26 protein-coding genes are annotated in these 23779 nt (G+C 45.4%); 16 read left to right on the forward strand and 10 right to left on the reverse strand.

The genetic code is table 11. The features are described 5' to 3' along the window. Nucleotides 1–7: 7 nt before the first annotated feature. From CHRO_RS21550 to hypE, 4 genes are all read left to right on the forward strand, one after another. On the forward strand, nt 8–1039 hold the full coding sequence (locus CHRO_RS21550) for a dihydroorotate dehydrogenase-like protein (RefSeq protein ID WP_015156340.1): 1032 nt from the start codon (nt 8–10) through the stop codon (nt 1037–1039). A gap of 118 nt (nt 1040–1157) precedes the next feature. After that, on the forward strand, nt 1158–2231 hold the full coding sequence (locus CHRO_RS21555; RefSeq protein ID WP_015156341.1) for an ATP-dependent 6-phosphofructokinase: 1074 nt from the start codon (nt 1158–1160) through the stop codon (nt 2229–2231). 2 nt (nt 2232–2233) lie between these two features. Continuing rightward, nucleotides 2234–3340, forward strand: a complete 1107-nt coding sequence (gene hypD, locus CHRO_RS21560) for a hydrogenase formation protein HypD (RefSeq protein WP_015156342.1) — start codon at nt 2234–2236, stop codon at nt 3338–3340. A 34-nt stretch (nt 3341–3374) separates the two neighbouring features. After that, nucleotides 3375–4430 carry a hydrogenase expression/formation protein HypE gene (hypE, locus tag CHRO_RS21565; protein WP_015156343.1) on the forward strand — a complete coding sequence of 352 codons (1056 nt, stop codon included), beginning with the start codon at nt 3375–3377 and terminating at the stop codon, nt 4428–4430. Nucleotides 4431–4441: 11 nt separating this feature from the next. On the opposite strand, the gene CHRO_RS21570 is transcribed toward hypE, so the two are convergent. From CHRO_RS21570 to rpaB, 3 genes are all read right to left on the reverse strand, one after another. Continuing rightward, nucleotides 4442–4957: a DUF456 domain-containing protein gene (locus CHRO_RS21570; RefSeq protein WP_015156344.1), complete on the reverse strand. Its 516-nt coding sequence runs from the start codon at nt 4955–4957 to the stop codon at nt 4442–4444. A gap of 87 nt (nt 4958–5044) precedes the next feature. After that, complete coding sequence (locus CHRO_RS21575; RefSeq protein WP_041462582.1) at nt 5045–5707, reverse strand: cofactor assembly of complex C subunit B; 663 nt, start codon at nt 5705–5707, stop codon at nt 5045–5047. Between the two features lie 217 nt (nt 5708–5924). Then, nucleotides 5925–6653, reverse strand: a complete 729-nt coding sequence (gene rpaB / locus CHRO_RS21580) for a response regulator transcription factor RpaB (RefSeq protein WP_015156346.1) — start codon at nt 6651–6653, stop codon at nt 5925–5927. Nucleotides 6654–6839: 186 nt separating this feature from the next. Between rpaB and radA the strand changes: the two genes are divergently transcribed. Next, on the forward strand, nt 6840–8360 hold the full coding sequence (radA, locus tag CHRO_RS21585; RefSeq protein ID WP_015156347.1) for a DNA repair protein RadA: 1521 nt from the start codon (nt 6840–6842) through the stop codon (nt 8358–8360). 47 nt (nt 8361–8407) lie between these two features. On the opposite strand, the gene CHRO_RS32760 is transcribed toward radA, so the two are convergent. Beyond that, nucleotides 8408–8554 (reverse strand): hypothetical protein, encoded by a 147-nt coding sequence (locus CHRO_RS32760; RefSeq protein ID WP_181245521.1) that lies wholly within the window; start codon nt 8552–8554, stop codon nt 8408–8410. Nucleotides 8555–8700: 146 nt separating this feature from the next. Here CHRO_RS32760 and CHRO_RS21590 point away from each other — a divergent pair, with 146 nt between their 5' ends. After that, nucleotides 8701–8964 (forward strand): DUF7219 family protein, encoded by a 264-nt coding sequence (locus CHRO_RS21590; protein ID WP_015156348.1) that lies wholly within the window; start codon nt 8701–8703, stop codon nt 8962–8964. Nucleotides 8965–9065: 101 nt separating this feature from the next. On the opposite strand, the gene CHRO_RS21595 is transcribed toward CHRO_RS21590, so the two are convergent. The 3 genes from CHRO_RS21595 to CHRO_RS21605 all read right to left on the reverse strand — a co-directional run bounded on the left by CHRO_RS21595 (nt 9066) and on the right by CHRO_RS21605 (nt 11715). Continuing rightward, on the reverse strand, nt 9066–10205 hold the full coding sequence (locus CHRO_RS21595; RefSeq protein ID WP_015156349.1) for a glycosyltransferase family 4 protein: 1140 nt from the start codon (nt 10203–10205) through the stop codon (nt 9066–9068). 84 nt (nt 10206–10289) lie between these two features. Beyond that, entirely contained in the window at nt 10290–10481 is a 192-nt protein-coding gene (locus tag CHRO_RS21600) for a DUF4291 family protein (protein ID WP_015156350.1), read from the reverse strand. A gap of 82 nt (nt 10482–10563) precedes the next feature. Next, complete coding sequence (locus CHRO_RS21605) at nt 10564–11715, reverse strand: UDP-sulfoquinovose synthase (RefSeq protein WP_015156351.1); 1152 nt, start codon at nt 11713–11715, stop codon at nt 10564–10566. A 264-nt stretch (nt 11716–11979) separates the two neighbouring features. On the opposite strand from CHRO_RS21605, the gene CHRO_RS21610 reads away from it, so the two are divergent. From CHRO_RS21610 to CHRO_RS21645, 9 genes are all read left to right on the forward strand, one after another. Then, nucleotides 11980–12315: a slr0373 family blue light stress response protein gene (locus CHRO_RS21610; protein WP_015156352.1), complete on the forward strand. Its 336-nt coding sequence runs from the start codon at nt 11980–11982 to the stop codon at nt 12313–12315. A 96-nt stretch (nt 12316–12411) separates the two neighbouring features. After that, nucleotides 12412–13920: a stress-responsive protein Ycf46 gene (ycf46, locus tag CHRO_RS21615; RefSeq protein ID WP_015156353.1), complete on the forward strand. Its 1509-nt coding sequence runs from the start codon at nt 12412–12414 to the stop codon at nt 13918–13920. A 148-nt stretch (nt 13921–14068) separates the two neighbouring features. After that, the gene (locus tag CHRO_RS21620; RefSeq protein ID WP_015156354.1) at nt 14069–14422 is read left to right on the forward strand and encodes a DUF1257 domain-containing protein; all 354 of its coding nucleotides are present in this window, start codon (nt 14069–14071) and stop codon (nt 14420–14422) included. Between the two features lie 670 nt (nt 14423–15092). Further along, entirely contained in the window at nt 15093–15260 is a 168-nt protein-coding gene (locus CHRO_RS32765; RefSeq protein ID WP_181824218.1) for a hypothetical protein, read from the forward strand. Next, a complete protein-coding gene (locus tag CHRO_RS21625; protein ID WP_015156355.1) occupies nt 15244–16137 on the forward strand; it encodes a hypothetical protein in 894 nt (297 codons plus the stop codon). The genes CHRO_RS32765 and CHRO_RS21625 overlap by 17 nt, the downstream gene beginning before the upstream one ends. A gap of 46 nt (nt 16138–16183) precedes the next feature. After that, on the forward strand, nt 16184–17179 hold the full coding sequence (locus CHRO_RS21630) for a CorA family divalent cation transporter (RefSeq protein WP_015156356.1): 996 nt from the start codon (nt 16184–16186) through the stop codon (nt 17177–17179). 58 nt (nt 17180–17237) lie between these two features. Beyond that, complete coding sequence (locus CHRO_RS21635; RefSeq protein ID WP_015156357.1) at nt 17238–18176, forward strand: coiled-coil domain-containing protein; 939 nt, start codon at nt 17238–17240, stop codon at nt 18174–18176. A gap of 44 nt (nt 18177–18220) precedes the next feature. After that, a complete protein-coding gene (locus tag CHRO_RS21640) occupies nt 18221–19126 on the forward strand; it encodes a coiled-coil domain-containing protein (protein WP_015156358.1) in 906 nt (301 codons plus the stop codon). A 212-nt stretch (nt 19127–19338) separates the two neighbouring features. After that, a complete protein-coding gene (locus tag CHRO_RS21645; protein WP_015156359.1) occupies nt 19339–20514 on the forward strand; it encodes a HetZ-related protein 2 in 1176 nt (391 codons plus the stop codon). A 44-nt stretch (nt 20515–20558) separates the two neighbouring features. On the opposite strand, the gene CHRO_RS32770 is transcribed toward CHRO_RS21645, so the two are convergent. From CHRO_RS32770 to CHRO_RS21655, 3 genes are all read right to left on the reverse strand, one after another. Then, entirely contained in the window at nt 20559–20699 is a 141-nt protein-coding gene (locus CHRO_RS32770; RefSeq protein ID WP_181246347.1) for a hypothetical protein, read from the reverse strand. Between the two features lie 193 nt (nt 20700–20892). After that, nucleotides 20893–22173 (reverse strand): aspartate aminotransferase family protein, encoded by a 1281-nt coding sequence (locus CHRO_RS21650; RefSeq protein ID WP_015156361.1) that lies wholly within the window; start codon nt 22171–22173, stop codon nt 20893–20895. Nucleotides 22174–22238: 65 nt separating this feature from the next. Further along, a complete protein-coding gene (locus CHRO_RS21655; protein WP_015156362.1) occupies nt 22239–22658 on the reverse strand; it encodes a hypothetical protein in 420 nt (139 codons plus the stop codon). Between the two features lie 319 nt (nt 22659–22977). On the opposite strand from CHRO_RS21655, the gene CHRO_RS21660 reads away from it, so the two are divergent. After that, a complete protein-coding gene (locus CHRO_RS21660; RefSeq protein WP_015156363.1) occupies nt 22978–23775 on the forward strand; it encodes a class I SAM-dependent methyltransferase in 798 nt (265 codons plus the stop codon). The last annotated feature ends 4 nt before the right edge of the window (nt 23776–23779 follow it).

Consider the following 23779-nt stretch of genomic DNA (forward strand, 5'->3'; position numbering starts at 1 on the left):
GAGACAAATGGACTTAACTACAACTTACATGGGGTTACAATTGCGATCGCCCCTAGTACCTTCAGCCTCACCCCTTTCCGAAGACATCGATAATATCAAGCGAATGGAAGATGCGGGGGCAGCGGCTGTTGTGATGCATTCCCTATTTGAAGAACAATTACGCCAAGAGCGCTACGAACTGCACCATCACCTGACGCACGGAACGGAAAGCTATCCCGAAGCCCTGACCTATTTTCCAGAACCGCACAGCTTTCGAGTCGGAGCGGAAGAATATCTAAATCACATCCAAAGGGCAAAGGAGAAAATCAATATTCCTCTCATTGCTAGCCTTAACGGTTCATCTGTTGGCGGTTGGACTAACTATGCCAGACAACTCCAACAAGCAGGCGCAGACGGACTGGAATTGAATGTGTATTACGTCCCTACAGACATGGACTTGACAGGCGAACAGATCGAGCAAACCTACATTGAGATTTTGCAATCGGTCAAAGCCGCCGTGACAATTCCTGTAGCGATCAAACTCAGCCCCTATTTTACCAACATGGCAAATATGGCTCGACGTTTGGACAACGCAGGGGCAAATGCTCTCGTTTTGTTCAATCGCTTCTACCAGCCAGACATCAACCTCAAAACCCTAGAGGTTGAACCAAACGTGCTTTTAAGTACTCCGCAGTCCATGCGTTTACCGATGCGTTGGATTGCAATTCTCTACGATCGCATCAATGCTAGTTTGGCTGCAACGAGCGGTATCCACAAAGGGCAGGATGCCATCAAGTTGTTGATGGCAGGGGCTAACATCACGATGCTATGTTCGGTGCTGCTAAGGCACGGCATCGACCAGATCCGCGCGATCGAGCAGGAAATGCGTGAATGGATGGTAGAACACGAGTATGAATCCGTGCGGCAACTACAAGGAAGCATGAGTCAGAAAAATTGCCCCGACAAGAGTGCCTTTGAACGCGCCCAATACATGCGATCGCTCCAAACCTACAAACCAGAATGGGAGCGAGTTTTCGATACATCTCATTATTTTGGATAAAGTCAAAAGTCAAAAGTCAAAACTAATAACAACTATCCATCAATTACTACAAATGACAAATGACAAATGACGACCAACTACCAATTACCAACTACCAATTACCAACTACCAAAACCCTATGCAAAAACGAATTGGTATTTTGACCAGTGGCGGTGACTGCCCCGGGTTGAACTGTGCGATTCGGGCTGTTGTCAGTCATGCCAAGCTACAACACGATTGGGAAGTGCTAGGGATTCCTTACGCTACCCAAGGGTTATTGGAGCGCAAGACGACGTTACTCAATTTGCATGGCTTAGATTTACGCGGAATCGATCCTTTACTCAGTATGGGTGGCACGATTTTAGGATCGATTAATAAAGGAGACACGCTAGCTCATGCGAGTGAAATTATTGCTAGTTATCGGGCGTTGGCGTTAGATGCCTTAATTGCGATCGGTGGCGATGGTAGTCTTGCCATTCTCCACCAACTAGCTTGTCAAGGAAACTGGAATCTCATCGCGATTCCCAAGACAATCGATAACGATGTAGCACTTACGGAACGAGCAATTGGGTTTGATACGGCTGTCAATACGATTGTTGATGCTTTGAATCGTCTGACTTTTACAGCTGCCAGTCACGATCGCGTCATGGTTGTGGAAGTTATGGGACGCACAGCAGGGCATCTAGCACTCCATGCTGGAATTGCAGGCGGAGCAGATTGTATTCTCATTCCTGAAATTCCTTACTCGATTGACGGAGTTTGCCATCAAATTAGCGAACTGCGCGATCGCTGGGGACGAAAATTTGCGATCGTTGTTGTTGCTGAAGGTGCTAAAACTGCTAACGATAGTTCTATTGCCGAAACACAAAATTTTGCCTCTCTAGAGTGCGGTATGGGACAGTACATTGCCAATCAAATCAAATCCCACAACACCCTTACCGATCGCCTTGACGTTCGGGTTTCGATCTTAGGGCATATTCAGCGCGGTGGTATACCATCGGCTTTAGACCGCTTGAGTGCAACAGCTTTTGGTAAGGCAGCAGTAGATTTAATCGCGCGGGAACAATACGGTCAAATGGTAGCTTGGCAAAATGGACGAGTTGTAGATGTGCCGATCGTCGATGTTGTCGCTCGAAGTCCTTTGCCTGTAGCACCTGATAACTATCTCGTCCAAACCGCTCGCTGTATGGGGATTTACGTGGGGGATGGATAACAATGAAGTTCGTTGACGAATACCGAGATGCTGATGCTGCTGGACAATACGCGCGGGCGATCGCTGCCATTACTACCCAAGCTTGGACAATTATGGAAATCTGCGGCGGTCAGACCCATTCTATTGTCAAATTTGGCATAGATGAACTTTTACCCCCAGAAATTACCTTAATTCACGGACCTGGTTGTCCCGTCTGCGTCACGCCTGTGGAATTAATCGATCGGGCGATCGCGATCGCAACGCAACCCGAAGTTATTTTCTGTTCGTTTGGAGATATGTTGCGTGTTCCAGGGAGCAGGGGAGTAGAGGAGAGGGAGAAAGATTTGCTGGCGGTTAAGGCAATGGGGGGAGATATTCGCATTGTCTATTCTCCGCTTGATGCGCTCAAAATCGCTCAAGCTCATCCTCACAAACAAGTTGTTTTCTTTGCTGTGGGGTTTGAAACGACTGCACCCGCTACAGCGATGGCGGTTTACCAAGCTGCGCGACAGGAAGTTAAAAATTTCTCCTTACTGGTTTCTCACGTATTAGTTCCGCCAGCAATGGAGGCGATTCTTGCCTCACCTCATCATCGAGTTCAGGGATTTTTAGCAGCCGGTCATGTCTGCACGGTAATGGGATACACCCAGTACGAACCGCTCGTACAGAAATATCGCATTCCGATTGTCGTCACGGGGTTTGAACCGCTAGACATCCTCCAAGGGGTGTATATGTGCATTCAGCAATTGGAATCGGGGCGATCGCAACTAGAAAATCAATACGCTCGTTCGGTGCGGCACAGTGGAAATGAAACCGCTCAACGATTAATGCGTGAAGTATTTGAGGTCGTACCGAGGCAATGGCGCGGAATTGGTCGTATTCCTCAAAGTGGGTTGGGCTTACGCGATCGATATGCTGAATTTGATGCTCAAAAGCGCTTTGATATTTTTAACTACGCAATTGCAGAATCTACCGAATGTCTGAGCGGACAGATCTTACAAGGCATCAAAAAACCTCACGAATGTCCTGTCTTTGGCGATCGCTGTACGCCAGAACATCCCCTGGGTGCGCCGATGGTTTCCTCAGAAGGGGCTTGTGCGGCATATTATCGTTATCGGCATCGGGTGTAAGAAGGCAACAGGCAGAGGAGCAGAGGAGTTGTCAGTGAGCGAACCCGAAGACTTTATCCTGTCTTGTCCCATCCCAATTGACAAGTATCCCCGCGTTCTACTGGCGCATGGGGGTGGTGGAAGGTTAATGCATCAGTTGATTTCACAAATGTTTTTGGCGACATTTAGCCATAGCGATCGCGCGCCACATGACGCTGCCGAAATTCACCTCAAAAGCGGCAGAATTGCTTTTACCACTGATTCTTATGTAGTTCAACCCCTGTTTTTTCCAGGCGGCGATATCGGAATGCTGGCAGTTAACGGCACTGTCAACGATCTGGCGATGAGCGGAGCGCGTCCGCTGTATTTAAGTGCTGGGTTTATTTTGGAAGAAGGGCTACCGATGGAAACGCTCTGGCGGGTGGTGCGATCGATGCAACAAGCAGCTCAAACAGCCAACGTGCAGATCGTGACTGGCGATACAAAGGTTGTGGATAAAGGGAAGGGAGACGGCATTTTTATCAATACTGCTGGTGTTGGAATTATCGAGCATGACCAGGCGATCGCCCCCCAATCAATTCAGCCTGGGGATGTGTTGCTCCTCAATGGCGATCTCGGTCGTCACGGCATTGCTATTATGACCGAGAGGGAGGGTTTAGCCTTTGAAACTACCATAGAGAGCGACGCTGCACCGTTAGCGAGTCTGATTCTAGAACTGCTTGCGGCTGAAATTGAAATTCACTGTTTGCGCGATTTGACTCGTGGCGGTTTATCGAGCGCTCTAAATGAAATTGCCCAAGCTGCCTGCGTCAAAACTGAAATTGATGAAAGTGCCATCCCCATAAGTGAAGAAGTGCAAGGAGCGTGTGAAATCCTCGGTTTCGATCCGCTTTATGTCGCTAATGAAGGAAGATTTGTCGCTTTTGTGCCACCAGAATTTGCCCAAACAGCAATAAAAATTATGCGATCGCATCCTTTAGGAAAATCTGCTCAAATTATTGGCAGTGTTACCGAACGCAAAACATCTGGTTTTGTCACGATGAAGAGTAAAATTGGCGCTCAACGCATTGTCGATATGTTAAGCGGAGAACAACTACCGCGAATCTGCTAATCCGAATTTGCTCATCCCATCACTTGTGGTAGCGTGGCATAGAGAAAAAAGCCGACTGCCACAATTGCCAATAACCCCTGAATCAAATTTCCCACCAGAGAACCGACTACAATTCCGATTCCAGCTTTCAAGGCTCGTTTAAGATCGCGTTGATAAATATACTCGCCAATAATTGCTCCTAACAAAGGTCCGAGCAAAATTCCTAACAAGGGACCACCAAACGGCAAAGCAGGCAATAAACCAAAAATACCCAATAGCAAACCAACAACCGCACCAATCTGTCCCCATTTACTGGCTCCAGCGCGTTTCGCTCCCCAGAAGGTAGCCAGCAGATCGATGCCGACGCTAAGCGCCAACACCACCACCGTCACAATTAGAGGTACGGCAATGCTACCAAAAGAACCTTGCACCACACCCCAAATTGCGATCGCGACTAAAATCAAACTCGTCCCAGGAATCCCTGGAACCACTGCCCCAATCACACCGACAACCATGAGGGCAACTAATAACCAATAGAGAGTTAGCATAATTTTTCATTTGTCATTTGTCGTTCGTCATTTGTCATTAGTGAATCGTTAATTTTGACTTTTAACTTTTGACTTTTGACTTTTTCCCTACTCCCTGCTCCCTGCTCCCTGCTCCCTAAAAAGGGTAACGTCTAACTTGTCAGCAATACCAGCGATCCAGGTTTCGTCTTGCTTGGTATAGCTGCGGGGAGCATTTGCACCCAAAATCATTACGCCTTGCTGACCGATGGGCTGACAAATAACTCCTTGGGTGTTTTCTGGCAAGTAGTCAAATTCAAATCGTCCTGGGTAAACGCTCAAAGCCACTAAGTAAACTGGTTTATGTTTTTCCAGCACCCGTTGGACGATCGCCCCTGGAGTCACTTCGGCTTTCTCTGGTAAGATGCCGCGCCGCAGCAACACTTTTCCCTGATAAAACACGATCAGCGATCGCGTGACGGTATTTGTCAACAACAAATAAGATGCCCATGCTAGTTCTGTCCTAACTGTTTCGGGCAAGTCTGGAGCCAACTCGAACCTTTGCTCGCCCACGAGTTCTACTGCATCCGGCAGGCGCGGTGCGACTTGCTGCCAAAGCAAGCCAGTCAAAATTAGCACCGCACTGACAATTGCCCCCAAAACATCCGACCGTGCCTGAGTCACTGTCAGTTCCGGTGTCAGCAACCGATTGACCAACAGCAACACAGCAGCTAACCCCCCTACCACTAGAGGTATTAGCCTTACAACTCGATTTGGATCTGGTTTAGCCATGTTGGAGTGAGTAGTGAGTAACGAGCAGTGAGTAGTGAACAAAGAAGGATGTAGAGTGTTGGGTGTAGTGAAATTTCGATCTCTCCCTTGTCCCCCTTGTCCCCCTTGTCCCCCTAATCCCCACTCCCTTCGGTCGTGGGGAAGAGCGAGTTCCCCCTTGTCCCCCTTGTCCCCCTTGTCCGTCTCTTTTCCCAAATTAGCCACTATCCACCAGTATTCACTCCTCTCCCGGTTCGATAATCCGTTGGAATAGATAACCCGTGCCTCTAGCGGTAAGGATTAATTCTGGGTTACTAGGGTCGTCTTCTAACTTCGCCCGCAGTCGCGAGATATGCACGTCTACTACGCGAGTGTCTACATGTCGTTCGGGCGTATAGCCCCAAACTTCCTGCAAGATTTCCGATCGCGAAAAGGCTTCCCCCGAACGGCTGACTAACAGCTCTAGCAAGCTAAATTCCATTCCAGTTAATCGAATCCGCTCGTCTCCTTTGTAAACCTGTCGCTTATTCGTGTCAATTTTGATACTTCCTACTTGGATCACGCCAGAGCTAGGAATTCCCGAAGCACCTGTTTTATCTACCCGTCGCAATACAGAGCGAATGCGTGCTTCCAGTTCTTTCGGGGAAAATGGCTTGACTACGTAATCATCCGCACCTAATTCCAGTCCGGTGATCCGATCGGCGACATCGCCCAGGGCTGTTAGCATAATAATTGGTACATCTGATTCCTTGCGTAGCTCTTGACACACGCCGTAGCCATCTAACTTCGGCATCATCACGTCCAAGACAACCAAATCTGGATCGGCTTTGCGAAATGTATCCAAAGCTTCCTCGCCGTCTGCTGCTGTCACGACATCGTAACCAATCATCGACAGCCGCGTTTCTAAGATCCGCCGAATGCTGGCTTCGTCGTCCACGACTAGGATTTTTTCTTTATGACTTTCCAAATTGACCAACGCTCCTTAAAACCAACATTTTTGAATTTTAATTTTTAGTACTATTACATGAAGATCTTATCCCATTCAATCCATGTAAATTAGCCGAAATTCTCGCACTCACTTACTTTCAAGGTTTTTTAATATTTGCGGTTTTACCAACAAAATTTAACTTAACGCAACAAAAGCACTAAACGAATGCCCAAACCCCGTACCTATTTCGTTTGCAATGAATGTGGCGCAGAGTCGCCTCAGTGGTTTGGTAAGTGTCCTGCCTGCGGGACTTACAATTCCTTAGAAGAACAAATTACGAGTACAACTCTCGGGACGCTACCAACTCGTGGGGTTAGCTGGCAGCAAACGCCGCAAAGCAATGGTAAGTCGATCGCTAAAGCCGCAAAACCCCGCGCTTCTCTAACCTTCGACCAAATTAGCGATCGCCAAGTGAGCCGCTGGTGTTCTGGCTATGACGAACTCGACCGAGTACTCGGTGGTGGTATTGTACCAGGTTCTATGGTTTTGATCGGCGGCGATCCGGGGATTGGCAAATCGACTTTGTTACTACAGGTTTCTAACCAACTCGCCCAAAACTATCGCATTCTCTACGTTTGCGGTGAAGAGTCAGGACAGCAAGTGAAGTTACGCGCTTCTCGTTTGGGTGTATCTAAATTTCAAAACCCTATAGAGGAATCAGATCCCCAGCTTCAAAACCAATCGCCTAACGGTCATTTAGTTAACAATGGTAGTGCAAGAGCCGATTTATACGTTTTGCCAGAAACAGATCTCGAAGAAATACTGAGGGAAGTCGATTCGCTCAAACCCAATGTAGCTGTCATCGATAGTATCCAAACCGTCTATTTTCCCGCCTTAACTTCCGCCCCTGGTTCGGTAGCACAGGTGCGAGAATGTACCTCAGCCCTGATGCAAGTCGCAAAACGGGAAGATATTACGATGTTAATTGTGGGACACGTTACCAAAGAAGGTGCGATTGCGGGTCCCAAAGTTTTAGAACATTTGGTAGATACAGTACTTTATTTTGAAGGCGATCGCTTCGCCTCCCATCGGTTGTTACGCACAGTCAAGAATCGCTTTGGCGCTACTCATGAAATTGGCATCTTTGAAATGATCGATCGCGGGTTGCGGGAAGTCGCCAACCCTTCAGAATTATTTCTCGGTAGCCGCGACGATCCTTCACCAGGAACGGCGATAGTGGTTGCTTGCGAAGGCACGCGCCCGATTGTGGTAGAGTTACAAGCCTTGGTTAGTCCCACCAGCTATGCTTCACCCCGTCGTTCTACCACGGGGATAGACTACAGCCGTTTACTGCAAATTTTGGCAGTGTTAGAAAAACGAGTTGGCATTCCTTTGTCTAAACTGGATGCCTATGTCGCCTCTGCTGGTGGCTTAAGCGTGGAAGAACCAGCTGTAGATCTGGGAGTCGCGATCGCCGTAGTCGCTTCTTTCCGCGATCGCATTGTCGATCAGCGCACTGTTTTAATTGGAGAAGTCGGGTTAGGCGGACAAGTACGCCCCGTCTCTCAAATGGAACTGCGTCTGAAAGAAGCTGCTAAACTAGGATTTAAGCGGGCAATTGTACCCAAAGGGCAACCCTATCCTGACGTAGATTTGGAAATTATTCCTGTCGCCAAAGTACTCGATGCGATTATCGCTGCAATCCCCCCACAATCGTTCCCAGATTTAGATTTAGAAGAGGAATAGTATTTGGGTTAGCAGTAGGGCATTCGTTCCCCTCTTTTTAAGGGGGGTTAGGGGGGATCGAAATCTGAAACTTCAAATGCTTCACTCCCGCTAGTATTGCCGATCGCGATCCAACGTTGAACTTGTGGTAGATCGCAAAGTCGGGTTGAATGTGAAAAAATATAAATCAGCGCTCCATCGAGCGATCGCCACACAACTAAATCCTTAACTTAATTCGGTCAAAACTCCAGAGATTAATAGAACTGCAAACCAAGTTTCCGTAATATTGCTGTAGTTGACGCTCGGTTTTCGTGATACACAGAATGAGTTATGTAAATTTCTATGGAGAGTTCTTGTCATTATGGTAAATAGTTCTGACTTTCTGCATCCTCGCAGTCGTTACTATGGCAAAGTACAGCCTGAAAATTTAGTCTTTAACGCCAATCTCCAAGAATTCGCCCAGCATGTCAGTTACATCTGTAACTTAGAAACTGCCGGAAAAATTTCTCCGGATGAAGCATACAAAAAAATTCGCGACTTGTGGAAACAACTCAAACGCTCGAAAAAAGAGTTGGGAATCGGTGAAAACCCATTTCAGAATGACGACGAGCAAAAAGATAGCTAACGTTCTATTGTCATAGCACGATGTTTACATCCGCGTTAAAAATTTCTCTTTTGTAGAGACGTTACATGTAACGTCTCTACATTTTGTCTCTACATTTTTTATTAACCTACCAAAACATTCTCTGCCAAACGCTTTGACTCTACCATCTGATAATATCCCTGTAACTGACGAGTAGCCGCCGCCCATCCCCAGCGTTCTGCCTCCAAACGGGCATTTTGACGAATGGTTTCTCGCTCCTGTTTTTGCTCTAACAGATGTAAAGTTGCAGCGATCGCTCCTTGTTCGTCTTTAGGATCGAATAAATAACCATTGACTCCAGACGTGACAATATCGACAATTCCGCCTGAATTTGCTGCAACTACAGGACAGCCAGCCGCCATTGCCTCAAGTAAAACTAGTCCCAGCGTCTCAGTCCGCGAAGGAAACAGAAACGCATCAGCAGAAGCAAACGCTGCACCAAGGTCTCTACCCGTGAGATAGCCGACAAAGTGAGTATTCGTTCCCGCAAAATGTTTCTCTAAAGCTAAACGATGAGGTCCATCTCCTACCAAAGCTAAGCGCGCCTCTGGAATTGCCTCTAATACGGGTTTAATCCGTTCGATTTCTTTTTCCGCTGACAGACGACCGACGTAGAGTAACAAGGGACTATCGGGATGACCTTGAGATAGCCGCGATCGCATTTGTTCGCAAGTTAAATCGGGATGAAACAACTCCGTATCAACTCCCCGCTGCCACAAGTCTACTCGTTGGATTCCGTGGCTAGATAGCTCTTCTACCATTGCCGTTGAAGTACACAAATTTAATTCTGCTTGATTGTGAGCAGTTTTGAGCAATTCCCACAGCAAGCCTTCCAACATTCCTAGTCCGTAATGCTGTAAATACTGCGGTAAGTGAGTGTGATACGAGGCAACTAAGGGAATTTTTAACACTTTCGCATAAAATAACCCCGATAGTCCTAACACTGCGGGGTTGACTACATGGACGATATCGGGTTGGAATCTCTCCAGTTCGTGACCGATCGCGGGGCGTGGTAATGCCATTTTTAACTCTGGATACAATGGTAAAGGGAAACCCGAAACACCGTAAACTTTCGCCCCTTGATACTCTGTAATCCCCCCTTCGGGTGCAACAACTAAAACGCGATCGCCGTTACGTTGTAAATGTTCGACCGTGTGACGCAACCGCGTGACAATACCGTCAACCTTGGGTAGGAAGGTTTCTGTAAATAAGGCAATTTTCATACTTATTGAGGGGCGCTGAGGCTGGGGAAAGTTACCAGCAAGTATTTTCCGATAATCCCAACTTCTTCGCAATATTGGGATCTCTCACGGGATAGACAGTTGCTCGAATTTAAATTCTCCGCCAAAATAGCCATCTTCGGCAGCAAAACGACCGATCGCTGAGCGATAAGCTTGGTATACCATAATGGAGCGGTCATCATATTGCGCCACAATATGATTTCCCGACTTAGGCAATCGGTCGATCTGCAATCGGTAAAGTTTCGTCACCAGTGACATTACAACGACCCTCTCCCTCAACTACGTATTATGAGGGACAAGCGGATTCTCCAACTAACTACCAACTACCAACTACCAGTAACTATCTTCTCCAAGTCACTTTGGGTAGAATGTGTTTTTTATCGACGCGATCTTGGTACTTGACTGCAAAATTAAGCAGAGAATCAAGCAATGCTTCTGAGAGGAAATGCGGTTGCAATCCGAGACTCAGTAAACTCGTATTTTTGGCATTGAAATAGTGTTCTTCCCGCTCAATTCTGGGATTATCGAGATTGTTGACTTCGACTTTCAGTCCCAGCGCGTTGCCAGCTTTTTGCACCATGACAGCCAAGTCGCCGACGCTAAATAGTTCGGTAAATTGGTTAAAGACGCGGAATTCACCAGGATTAGCAGGATTTGCGATCGCTAGTTCGACACAGCGCACCGTATCCCGAATATCTAAAAAGCCACGGGTCTGCCCGCCCTTACCATATACTGTCAGCGGATGTCCGATCGCTGCTTGAATACAGAAACGGTTCAGCGCCGTACCAAACACCCCATCGTAGTCGAGGCGATTGATCAACATCTCGTCCATGCCAGTTTCCTCTGTCAGGACTCCATAAACCACACCCTGGTTCAAATCTGTAGCGCGTAAGCCCCAAATCTTACAAGCAAAGTGAATGTTGTGGCTGTCGTGGACTTTGCTCAGGTGGTACATACTACCTGGCTGCTTTGGATAGGGTAAGGTATCCTTGCGCCCGTTGTGTTCGATTGTAATGTACCCTTCTTCAATATCAATATTAGGCGTGCCGTATTCGCCCATTGTCCCCAGCTTGACCAAGTGACAGTCGGGGAAACTATCGCGCATGGCATAGAGAATATTCAGCGTTCCAACGACATTATTCACCTGCGTCAGTACGGCGTGTTCGCGATCGATCATGGAAAAAGGTGCGGAACGCTGTTCGCCAAAGTGGACGATCGCTTCCGGTTCAAATTGGTGCAGCGTTTTGCTCAAAAACTCGTAGTTGGTAATATCGCCGACAAACAAATCGATCTTTTTGCCTGTGAGGTCTTGCCACCTTTGAATCCGATGCTGAATCGTTGCGATCGGTGTCAGGGTATCTACTCCAAGTTCGAGATCCCAGTGCCTCCGTACCATGCTGTCTAGAATCCCAACCTCGTAACCTCGATTGGATAAGTAGAGCGCGGTTGCCCAACCGCAATAGCCATCGCCACCAATAACCAATACTTTCATCGTCTGTGCGTGTTACTCGCTGATATTCGCTAAATCTACCAGGTTTATGTCCCCCTTTTGCGTCCTAAATTAGGAGTATATTTTCTGTACAATTGCCTAACCAATCAAAGCCTCTTGCCTCTTGCCTCTTACCTCCTATTTGAATTTTCGGATTTTTGTTAAAAAATGTTACATTTATGCCGTCAAAACGCTACGCTGTCTTGACACTATGCGAGTAAGCCGATAACGTGATATACATACCCGGGTAAGACGATTGAAAAAAATATGCAAGCTAAGCAAAAAGTTACGCTGTATTTAACGCCTGAACTGCATCGGCGGCTCAAAATCAGAGCCGCGATCGACTCGGAACCAATGTCAGAACTCGCTGCCCGCGCGCTCGCTTTTTATTTATCTCACCAAGAGTTAATAGACGAAGCAGAGTCATACGGCAACACGCACAGAGTTTATGCATGTCCTGAATGTGCAACAACGGTGGCATTGAACGAAGGCGAACTAGTATCCCTCAAGGATCAGCCGGGGGTAATAGAGCAGTCCAAGCCGGCAAGAGTTGCGGCTGAAGCAGCAATACAAGAAGGGCAACTAGCCCTCGCCAGCCACTAATTTCATTGAAACTAATTTCATTGAAGCTGATTCATCAAAGCTGAATCCGAAGCGCTGTCCGTACTATCTTTAGGGTCAAAAGTAAGGTCAAAGGCAATGAAAGAAGAGCTAAATATTCTCATACAAGCTCAATACCCGCTGATATACCTTGTGACCTCTGAGGAAGAGCGGGCTGAACAAGCAATAGCAACGATCGCCCAGTTAAGACCGCAGCGCCGAATATTCATCTGGACGGTGACGCACGGAATCGTAGAACACGGTCAGCCACGCCACGTCACGCAGCATAATACCGTATCTCCAGAAGCAGCGATCGAGTGGGTGATCCGCCAACGAGAGCCGAGCATATTCATATTTAAGGATTTACACCCCTTTATTGACGCACCAGTAACGACGAGATGGCTGCGAGATGCGATCGCCAGCTTTAAAGGCACGCAGAAAACGATCGTTCTGATGTCACCGATGCAGCAGGTTCCAATCGAATTAGAGAAAGAAGTTGTCGTACTAGACTTCCCGCTCCCCGATTTGGCAGAATTGAACCAAGTATTAGAGCGGCAGTTAGAGCAGAATCGCGGACGGCGGCTGACAACAGATGCCAGAGAGAAATTATTAAAAGCAGCTTTGGGCTTAACGCGAGATGAGTCAGAAAAAGTCTACCGCAAGGCTCAGGTAACAGCGGGACAGCTATCAGAAAATGAAGTAGAAGTCGTCTTATCCGAGAAAAAGCAATTAATCCGGCGCAACGGCATTTTAGAATACATTGAAGAGGATGCCACAATCGATGCCGTTGGTGGTTTAGAAGAGCTGAAACGCTGGCTCAAACAACGTTCTAATGCTTTTACAGAAAGAGCGAGAGAATACGGTCTGCCTCAGCCGAAGGGAATGCTGATTTTAGGGGTTCCTGGGTGTGGTAAATCTTTGATCGCCAAAACGACATCTCGCTTGTGGGGTCTGCCCCTACTTAGGCTAGACATGGGGCGAGTATATGATGGTTCGATGGTAGGGCGTTCTGAAGCTAACCTACGCAATGCCCTCAAAACCGCAGAATCAATCTCGCCGACAATCCTATTTATTGACGAGTTAGATAAAGCCTTTGCAGGTACGGCAGGCTCGGCTGACTCTGACGGTGGTACGTCTAGCCGCATCTTCGGCTCTTTCCTGACCTGGATGCAAGAGAAAACTTCTCCCGTATTCGTGATGGCAACAGCTAACCGCGTGGAAAGATTACCAGGGGAGTTTTTACGTAAAGGGAGATTCGACGAAATCTTCTTTGTGGATCTGCCAACCGCGGAAGAACGCAAAGATATATTTAGCATTCACCTGCTCAAGCGCAAACGGGATCTGTCCCGCTTCGACCTCGATCAATTAGCAAAAATTGCCGATGGGTTCTCTGGTGCAGAGATCGAGCAAGCCTTAATCGCTGCGATGTACGATGCTTTTGCTCAAGATCGAGAGTTTACCCAACTAGATATTATTGCTGCAATTAAAGCCACGCTACCCCTCTCTCGGACAATGACCGAGCAAGTAACGGCTCTGAGAGAATGGGCGAGACAGCGTGCTAGACCAGCAGCATCCTCCGTGGCTGAGTATCAGCGCATGGAGTTTTAAAAAGCTTTCTCCTACGTTCACAGGGGGAAAGGCTAGCCGCCCAGCTAGCAGATTACCTAAGCCGCATATCCCATCCCAAGACTGCGGCGACATTAACTAAGCTAAACCGTTGTCGTTTATCGTTACTATCCTTCAGGAGGAATCCCAAATGTCTCACTTTAGCACTCTGCGTACAAAAATCACCGATGCAGAAATCCTCAAGACTTCTCTGCGCGACTTAGGAATTAATGTTAAGACCGAAGCTGATGTCCGTGGTTACAACGGTCAGCGCGTTCGCTCTGACATCGTAGCAGTTCTAGAAGGCGAATACGATCTGGGTTGGTCTCGCAACAGCGATGGTTCTTTCGATCTAATCGCTGACCTGTGGGGTGTTGCTAAGAAGCACAACCAAACCGAGTTAATTAACTCCATCAACCAAAAGTATGCAGTAAATAAGACTTTGGCAGAAGTCAAGCAGCGCGGTCTGCAAAATGCCAATGTCAAATTGGTCGTGCAAAAATAAGTTCTCTGCGCGTTCCCAAGCTTGCGGGTTAACCAGATTTAGAAGGGGTTAACCCCTTTTTTTTGCCATTGGTCATTTGTCATTAGTCATTTGTGAAATGCGCTCTTGTTGCAAGCACTCTACGGTAGGGTGGGTATTGCCCACCACAGGCGTGAATTTCACTCCTCAAATGAGACTGTTATTGACTAGTCAATAATTACTAATAAACAATACCAATAGAATTAATATCATTCAGGATATAACGTTTCCCATGCAGGTGAAATACATTCGTAGAGGCGCACGGCTGTGCGCCTCTACGAATTTTTAATTTTTATTTTTGATTTATTCATTGAGCCATAGCTGAGCTATGGCTATGCTGAAATCAAATCTTAAATTATTGTTGCTGGCTGTACTATCTATAATATTTTCGTATTTTAATAGTATTTTGAAGCTTAAATTTCAGTATATCTACTGAGTTTTATAAATGTCAGGAAAATCGTATACATCATAACTGAATACAATCAAATACAACCGATACAACCGAATAAATCAGTAAGGCAATGAACGATCGCATTGAGAGAAAATTTTTAGACTCATGCGACAGTTTTTGTATGGGTATCAAGATTTCACTCAAGGCGCAGCAACTCTCAACGAGTTTTTTTGTTGAATTACGGAATCTGCTGTCACAGATGTGGATCGCTATAAAGCGTTATTACTGACACACCTATCAACATTTGCTACTGGCGAACAGCGATCGCGATCGCTGTTAAATTTTAGTGCTGAAAATTACATAAACAAATCGCTCGATCGAAAATTCACGTCAACCCAAGGCTTGAGCAAAAATGGCAGACAACATTAACGACTTATTAGATCAGTGCGAACAAAGATCGCAAGTGCTAACTCAATCGGCAGAACAAGCTAACGAGCAAGTCACTCAAATTTTAGAATTTGCCACCAATTTAGCAGCTAATCTCGCTTCCATCGCTGAGGAAGCATTTACTAAGTTTGATGCTCTCAGTGACGAACTAGAAGCTGCCGAACAAAACTTAGAAAGCGAAATGGAAGCTGCTAAGCAGGGCTTCAGCGATTTACAGCAAAAGGTAGGCGAATTGCAATCTCAAACAGAAGCAAAGATCGAGCAGATTGGCGAACAACTAGAAGAGTTAAAGAACCGGAAGGAAGAAATGCTTTCGGAAGTGGAGCAGGAAACCGAAACAACCAAATCGGGTTTTGAGGAGCTATCGAAGCTCGTGGAGGAAGTCGAGCAAGAAGCAGAGAAGCATTTAGAAAAAGCAAAAGAGCAGATCGAGCAGTTTCATGGCAAAGTTGAGGATGCAGAAAGTCGTTTTGGCGATCGCAAATCCTCTGTTTTAGAAGACTTTGCAGCTTTGACAGAAGAACTACAAAATCAGCTCGAATCACTAACAAATGACTTCTCCGACGTAGCTAACGAGAAAAAAGACAAAATCAGTGCAGTTGAGAGTAGCTTAGATTCAACTTCTCAGGACATATTATCAGCACTGACGCAAAAGTTTGTCGAAGAAGTTATGGGTGAACTAACGAGTTCAGCCGAAAAAATCACCGAAGCCACATCGCATTTACAAGATGCAGGAGATGAGGTAAACGATGCATTAGACAGCAAAATAGGTGAGATTTTGGACAAGGTTGGTGAAGTCACTGATATTGTCGAAAAAATCGAACCAGTACTAGACATGGTTGATAAAATCTTAGGCTAATCGATAACTTTTATTTTTGCTAAATTCAAAATAAGGATAATACAGCATGGCACAAGTTCTAGATTTTGGGCGTGACGTTGATGAAGCTAGTGAGAAGCTGAACGAACTATTAGGTATTCTCGAAACTGCTTGTACGCAAATGGAAGAAGTGTGTACCGATCTAGAATCTGAAACTGAAACTTTAGATGAATCTGCCGAGAGCGTTAGTACAAATATTGAAACTTTAGCAGAATCTTTGCAGACAGCTTTAGAAGAGTTTAGCAGTAATGAAGAAGAAACGAGAGCCGAACTCGATGCTTTGCAACAAGCAATGACAGACATTGAAGGAAAATTAGATGAAGTTGCTCAATCTGTAGAAGCAGCTCAGGCTAATTTTGAATCAGAGATTAACGAGAGTAAATCAGAGCTAGAATCAAGCTTAGAAGAATTAAAAGAAGCATTTAAGAGTTTAGAAGATACAATTTCTAATACTGAAAACTCTGTAGGCGAAGGTCAAACAGAAGCTCAGGAAAAATTTGACGATTTAACTGAGGCGATCGAAGAACTTCAGGAACAGATTGAAGCATTCCAAAGTGAGTTGGAATCAAAATTTGAAGAAGTAGCAAACGAAATTAGCGATACTCAAAATTCTAATCTTGAAAAAGCTTTTAGCGAATACAGCGATAAACTCACCGGAGAGCAGTTAGACAAAATCACCTCTGGTTTTGAGGAATTAGAAAATAATTTCAGCGAATCTTTTGGAGATTTTAACGAACAAGTTACTGAATTTGCTGACGAACTCAAAGAACGATTGACCGAAATTCTAGAAAATACTAGCGAACACGTAGAAGATAACCTCAAGAACGAGCTACAAGAATCTTTTGAGAATGCGATTCAGGAAGTTGTAGAAGGAATGATTGAAGAAGTAGCGGAAAACATCATGATGATGACAACAGGTTCGTCTGTAACAGGTGCGCTGAGTCCTATCTTACCAGCGTTAGCTGCTGCCAAGGTTGCTACCGGAGCGATTAAAGCAGTTTTGGATTGTGTCGATATATTCTAAATATTTTAACGCTGTTTTCAACTCATCGATCGCGTCTCAACTATTGGAAGTCTAAAATATGAACGAGCAATTAGGACAAACCCTGACATCGTTATCTCAAATGGCGAGTGTATTTCCTGAAAAACTAGATGGTTTAGTACAACTATCATCGGAAGTCCAAGCAGAAGCCGATCGCCTGGTTAGCAATATTGAAGAAAAGCAAGAGCAGATTGCAGAAATTCTCGAACAAATTCAAACTGCACTAACCGAATTAAAAGAGGAAGCTACAGAGCATCAATCTCAACTTGAAAGTGAAATTGCCGAACTTGAAAGTGGAGTTGAATCTTTAACAGAATTTATCTCTGAAGCTCAAGGACAACTCAGTAGCGAAATTGAAACGACTCAAGGCAAAATTTCAGAACTCAAAGAACATTTGGATGAAAGTAGTTCTAAAACTGAAAGGACGGGTGAAGAAACTCAAAGCACGCTAACACAAGCTCAAGAAAAAATTCAATCCGGTCAAGACAAATTAACTTCTGCTGTAGAAGCAACCAATAAAGAGGTAGAAGCTTTCCAAGAAAAGCTAGACGAATTAAAATCTGCTCTTAGCGAACAGATCGAGCAATTTACTGAAGATATGGAGAAGTCACAAGGAGAAGTTGGTGAAAAGATTCAAGCTATGGCAGATACTTTTCTTGACTTACATCAAGAATTTACTACCAATTTAAATAAATTAAGTACGCAAACCGTCAAAGGCGAAACGGACGAGCTGTTAAATCAAGCTCAAGAAAAAATTCAAGCAGAACTGAAAGAATTAATTACAGAAGCCGTTAAAAACGTGACAGATTCCGTAGAAGAGATGAGTCAGAAAATTTCGGGTTCTAGCGAAGATGCTTCTATTGCTCGTAAAGCATTAGAGCCATTATTCGACCAGCTTGATGAATTTATCGATCCGCTTAAAGATGGAGTTGAAGCTGTGAAAGATGTAGCCGAAAGCGTGGGAATAGATTTTGGCTAAAGCAATTAAGTGAAACTATATTAGAACTATAATCGAGGTAAATCGTGGCTGATTTTGAAACAACTGCAACAGAAACAGTAACTAAACTGACAGAATTATTAGGTGAAGCCGAGCAAGCACAGTCAGAATTAACAGGCTTGCGAGAACAAATTGCTCAGGTTTCCGAGCAAATGGATAGTCACTGGCAGACATTAAGCGATCGCGCTCAATCTTTGTTAGAACGAATTAATAGCGCTAAGGAAGATTTGAGTGAAGAAGCTGAATCGCTCAGTCAAGAAGTCACTCAGCTCAAGGAAAATGTAGAAACTTGGCAGAATGAAACTAACGAAGAAAACGAAGCTACCAAAACAGAAATCAGTTCGTTTGGTGAAGACTTAGACTCGACTAAATCCGAGCTAGAATCGACTTTAGAGGCAGTAGAAGAAGTTTTTAAATCTCTTCAAGAAAAACTAGAGGAAGTTGCCACAGAGTTAGAGGAACAGTTTTCAGAGCAGGAAGATTTTCTCCAAAATGATGTATCCGATCGGCTAGAGAGTCACCAATCCGATTTAGAAGAACGAGCTTCAGAGTTTGAATCGCACATTAAAGATGAATCTGCTCCAGCAATTGCCGAATTAGTTAGCGAATTTGCAACTCAGGTTGAGGATGTAATAGAGCAACTAACTGAGAAAACCAAAGATTTGCAAGAATCGACATCAGATACAACTGAAGATGCCATCTCTAAATATAAAGAAACTCAAGAAGAAGTCTTCGATCGGCTGATGGATACGGCAAAAGATCTCGAAAAAATGATGGATAAACTGAGCGGCTTTGTTGATAAAAGTGGTAATACAGCTGAGACTGCTAAAGATACCATGACTGAGGGCGTAGAAGCTACTAATGTAGGTTTAAATGCAGCTCTGGGAATAATTGAAGATACTTATGAGATCTTAAAGAAGTTTATTCCTTAGAAAAAATCCAAGTGTAGGGGGGCAATGTCAACCCTGCTAAGGTGAGATTTTTCTTTGTCTAATAAACGAGCAGTAGAAACGCCGCTTTTGGATAAGCCAAGGATAGTATTTCGCAAAATACGTTTTGTTCGCATGTATACGACTCCAACCCCTGCATAAATTTTCCAATCGCTCGCTATTTAAGAAGATAGTTCAACACACGGCAGGGTGATATGCAAACTATACAAGTAAACGTGGCGGAGCGCGATCGCCATCTAGCGACAGCGACGGAAATTTCCCAAGAATGGCGTTTGCGTCTCACTCAAGAATGTCCGGCGCAAAGCGATACTGCCCGAGAAAGCATAGTCCGTTGGCTGATTGGTGAAGATACAGAACGCTATCAAACGTGCAATTCTCTTCAGTTATCTATAGCACAGCAAGCTATGGAATACCGCTTTCGCATCCTCAAACAGCGTTATTTAGGGGTTTCACCTCAGCAGGCATATCACCGCTTGACAATACGTTTGTGCAGTTTAGTACTACTGCGAAATAAAATTCACGCCCTCGTTGCTTTGGGTGGCGATCGCCGTCGGGCAGTCGTTGACGTTTTGCAAGAAATTATCCAAGATTTGTTGCAGCGCGATCGCTATTTGCAACAACAAACAGCTTGGATTGCGGCGTGTACTGACGATATGAGGCTGCGAACTGCCTTGCTATTAACTACTGTAGAAGAATATTGTTTGCGCCCGATTCACAATCGACCTTTAATCGTGCATCGCTTTGTCAATTTTCTTCGCCGGACGCAGATGGGAGGAGTCACACAAGTTCCAGAACGCAGAATTCTCAAACTATTGTCTGACGAATTCCTTTCTGATGATGGCGATCGCACTTGGAGCGCGATCGACGTGCGATCGGTCAGCGTGTATCAAGACAGCCAAACCCAAGCAGACCAGTACGCAGCAAGACATCTCGTGCAATCGAAATTTAGCAACTATTTAACTAACAATTTGGGAGAAACTGCCGCGCAATGGTTAGAACTATACTTACAAGGTAGGTCTCAAGAAGCGATCGCCCAACAGTTAAATTTATCAGTCAAAGAAGTCTATCGACTGCGAGAAAAAATTGTCTACCATGCCGTGAAAGTATTTGGATTAAAACATCATCCAGAACTAGTGAGTCATTGGCTGGGCACGAGTTTAGAAGAACACAGTTTCGGCTTGACACCTAAGCAATGGCAGGAATTTTGGGAGCAACTAACCCCAAGGCAGCGCCAAGTTGTAGAGTTAAGAAAGTCTGGCAAAAATTTAGATGCGATCGCCTACACTCTCAACCGCAAGTTAAATCAAATTACTAGCGAATGGAATAAACTTTGCTTAGTAGCCCAAGTCGTGCGAAGTGGGATGAACTAAAATACTAATTTTTTTAGATAACAAGTTTTCGAGGCAATAACTTTTTACTTACTCGATTCCTCAACAGTTTCAATCGCTGCTAAACAAAACTGAGAAACAGCCATAATCGCAAACACAGAACCAAAATAGATAGCAGTGAGGAATTCAACCGTGTTATCGAAAGGAATGAAGGCAGTCATGGTCATCGTCTCCTGAGAGGGAGCAGGGAGCAGGGAGCAGGGAGCAGATGGGCTTCAGGAGAAATCCAAAATTCATCGCAGTGCGAATTGTTTTCCTTTCTTAGCCTTCTTTTCGCCTACTCTCTCGAAACAGTAGACCACCCTTTTGTGTTGTAGTCAAGCAAAAATTTTGCTTTTTTTTGCTGTCTGGCAACCGCTGCTATACGTTTACAGTAGCGATCGCTCGTTCGACAATTTGTAAGGCTGCGTCCACTTCTGCGGCTGTCACAATCAAGGGTGGTACGAAGCGCAGCACTTTTGCTCCGGCTGGCACGAGTAATAAACCTTCGGCGATCGCCGCTTTAACTACATCCGCTGCGGTAATTTCGCTGTCGGCAGCTAACTCCATCCCATGAATTAAACCCCAACCGCGCACGTCAGTGATGAGGGCGGGATATTTGGCTGCCAGCGCCCGCAAGCCCGTTCTGAGCTGTTCGCCGCGTGCTTGCACGTTTTCTAACAAATTCTCCCGTTCAATTGTTTGGCACACCGTCAAGGCGACTGCACAGGCAAATGGATTGCCCCCAAACGTACTGGCGTGATCTCCTGGTGCAAACACATCGCAATGCTGCTTGCACATCATCGCGCCGATGGGGATACCACCACCTAAACCCTTGGCAGAAGTGAAAATATCTGGTTCGATGCCTAAATTCTCGTAGCCCCACAATTTCCCAGTTCGTCCCATTCCCGCTTGCACTTCGTCCAGAATTAGTAAAATTCCGGTTTCGTCACAAATCCGCCGAATTGCTTGGAAGTATGCCACTTCTCCGGGGCGCACCCCGCCTTCTCCTTGCAGCGGTTCGAGCAGAATTGCACTCACTGCCCGATCGCCTTCATCTAGTTCTGAGATGGCGGCTTCGATCGCCTGAATCTCGTTATAGGGGACGTAATGGAACCCTGGGACTAAGGGGGCAAAGTTTTTCTGATATTTCGGTTGTCCGGTAGCGGTGATCGTGGCTAGGGTTCTGCCGTGGAAGCTGGCGTTGGCCGTGAGCATGACTGGATGCTCGATCTTCTGTACGGTGTGGGCGTATTTGCGCGCCAGTTTAATTGCCGCTTCGTTAGCCTCCGCTCCAGAATTGCACAAAAAGACTTTCTCGGCACATGAATGCTGAACTAGCCATTGTGCTAGTTGCCCTTGCACGGGGATGTAAAACAGGTTGGAGACGTGGTGTAGCGTCTGAATTTGGCGCGTCACTGTTTCCACCATCGCTGGGTGTGCGTGTCCCAGGGTACATGTTGCAATTCCGGCGACCAAATCGAGATATTCTTTTCCTGTGCTGTCCCAGACCCGACAACCCGCACCCCGTTCTAAGGCAATCGGGAAACGGGCATATGTGTCCATGACTGACTCTTTGAAGCGATCGAAGTCATATTCACCAGTTTGTTGCAGATTGGATTCTACGACTGATGTAGGCTGAGAAACAGTGTCTAAGCTCATGGATGATTCCTTGATTGTGGGTGGTAGAATTCTAGGGACGTTATATGTAAGTCTCTATAAAATATTCAATTACCTACTTGTAAAATCTCTTCTAAAATCAACTTTTCAGCAGTAGAGTTACCCGCACTCAGCTTTACTTTAGCGCGATCGCAGGCATGTAACTTACCATTCGGCTCGAACTGAAAATCTTGCTCCCGTACAAACCCTTGTGCTTGGAGTTTCTTCAGGGCAAACTGGGTTGCCCACTCTACCAAATCTAGTTCGGGTTCGAGATATTGAGGATGACGTAAAAGCCAACGACAAGCATCGGGATCGGTATCGGCAAGCTGATAAAGTGCCGTAGCTAAGATCTCCTCGACACATTTAGGGCTAGGTAAAGCGGTAAAAAAGTCTTTAAGCGAGCTAATTAGCGTAGGTGTCTGAGTTTTAAACACATCTACAGCTAATTCAACATGTGGCTTACAGGTACTATTAGATATACACATAATGGCTGCCTTCCACTTCACTCACCCATCGGCAGACAAGACAACACAGAGTGGTTGACAGTGCGTTGACAGTTTACCGTTGACCAGCGATCGGCGATCGATCTCCGGCTAAGTTGTCTGACTTTAAATCTGAAGTTAAAAGAAAAATGTGAATAATTTGTGAACCGTAGTAGCACCATTTCTGGCGATCGTATATAAACTTAAAGCGAGGGGCGAGAGCGTGGTGTGTGGAAGGAGGCGAGAGGCAAGAGGTTTTTGACTTACGACTTACGGCTTACGACTTACGACTTCTCTCCTTATTCCTTATCTCTACCAAAACATGAACGAACAATCCTATTCCTACGAGGCACTCCAAGATCAAAAACAGTTTTACAATTCTCGGTTTCAAGCAGGTTATATGCAGGACTTTTCAGGATTATTTGAGTCCTGTAGATTTTATGCAATGCAAGATATATTGAAGCAAATAAAATCGAGCGGTTTCAATCCAGCATCGATTTTAGATTATGGTTGTGGCGAAGGACGATATCTCAATTTGTTAAAAGATTTCTTTCCTACATCTGCTCTCCACGGCTGTGATATATCAGACGAAGCATTAACAATTGCTAAAAATCTATATTCATCAGCTCAATATACTCCCATGAGTGATGAAACAGTTAATTTACCTGACAATTCTTTCGATCTCATCATCTCCATAGAAGTTCTAGAACATGTAGGTGATGTTGCTCAGTCTATAAGAGAGATCGGTCGATTGCTCAAACCGCAAGGAATGACAATATTATCCACGCCTTGCGCTAATAAATTTTCTTTTGAATGGTGGCAAAATCGCTTGACGGGAGGCTTGCAGCCATCATTTGATGGTTATGGCAGATTTAAAACCGATGAACCAGGACATCTACGCCGACTTTGCGATCGCCACCTGAAATCTCTATGCTCTGATGTCGGGATAGATATTTATAAAATCTACCATCGCGCCCATTTATTTGAAACCCTTGCCCCTAAAGGTAGGCTGTTTAAGCGCATACCTCAAGCTTGCGTTGGTTTTGGCATGTTAGATTGGTATTTATTCAAAAACTTCCCCAACGGTTCAACTATGATTGCTTTAGGAAAGAAAAGATAGCGTT

Source organism: Chroococcidiopsis thermalis PCC 7203, from assembly GCF_000317125.1.
Lineage (GTDB): Bacteria > Cyanobacteriota > Cyanobacteriia > Cyanobacteriales > Chroococcidiopsidaceae > Chroococcidiopsis > Chroococcidiopsis thermalis.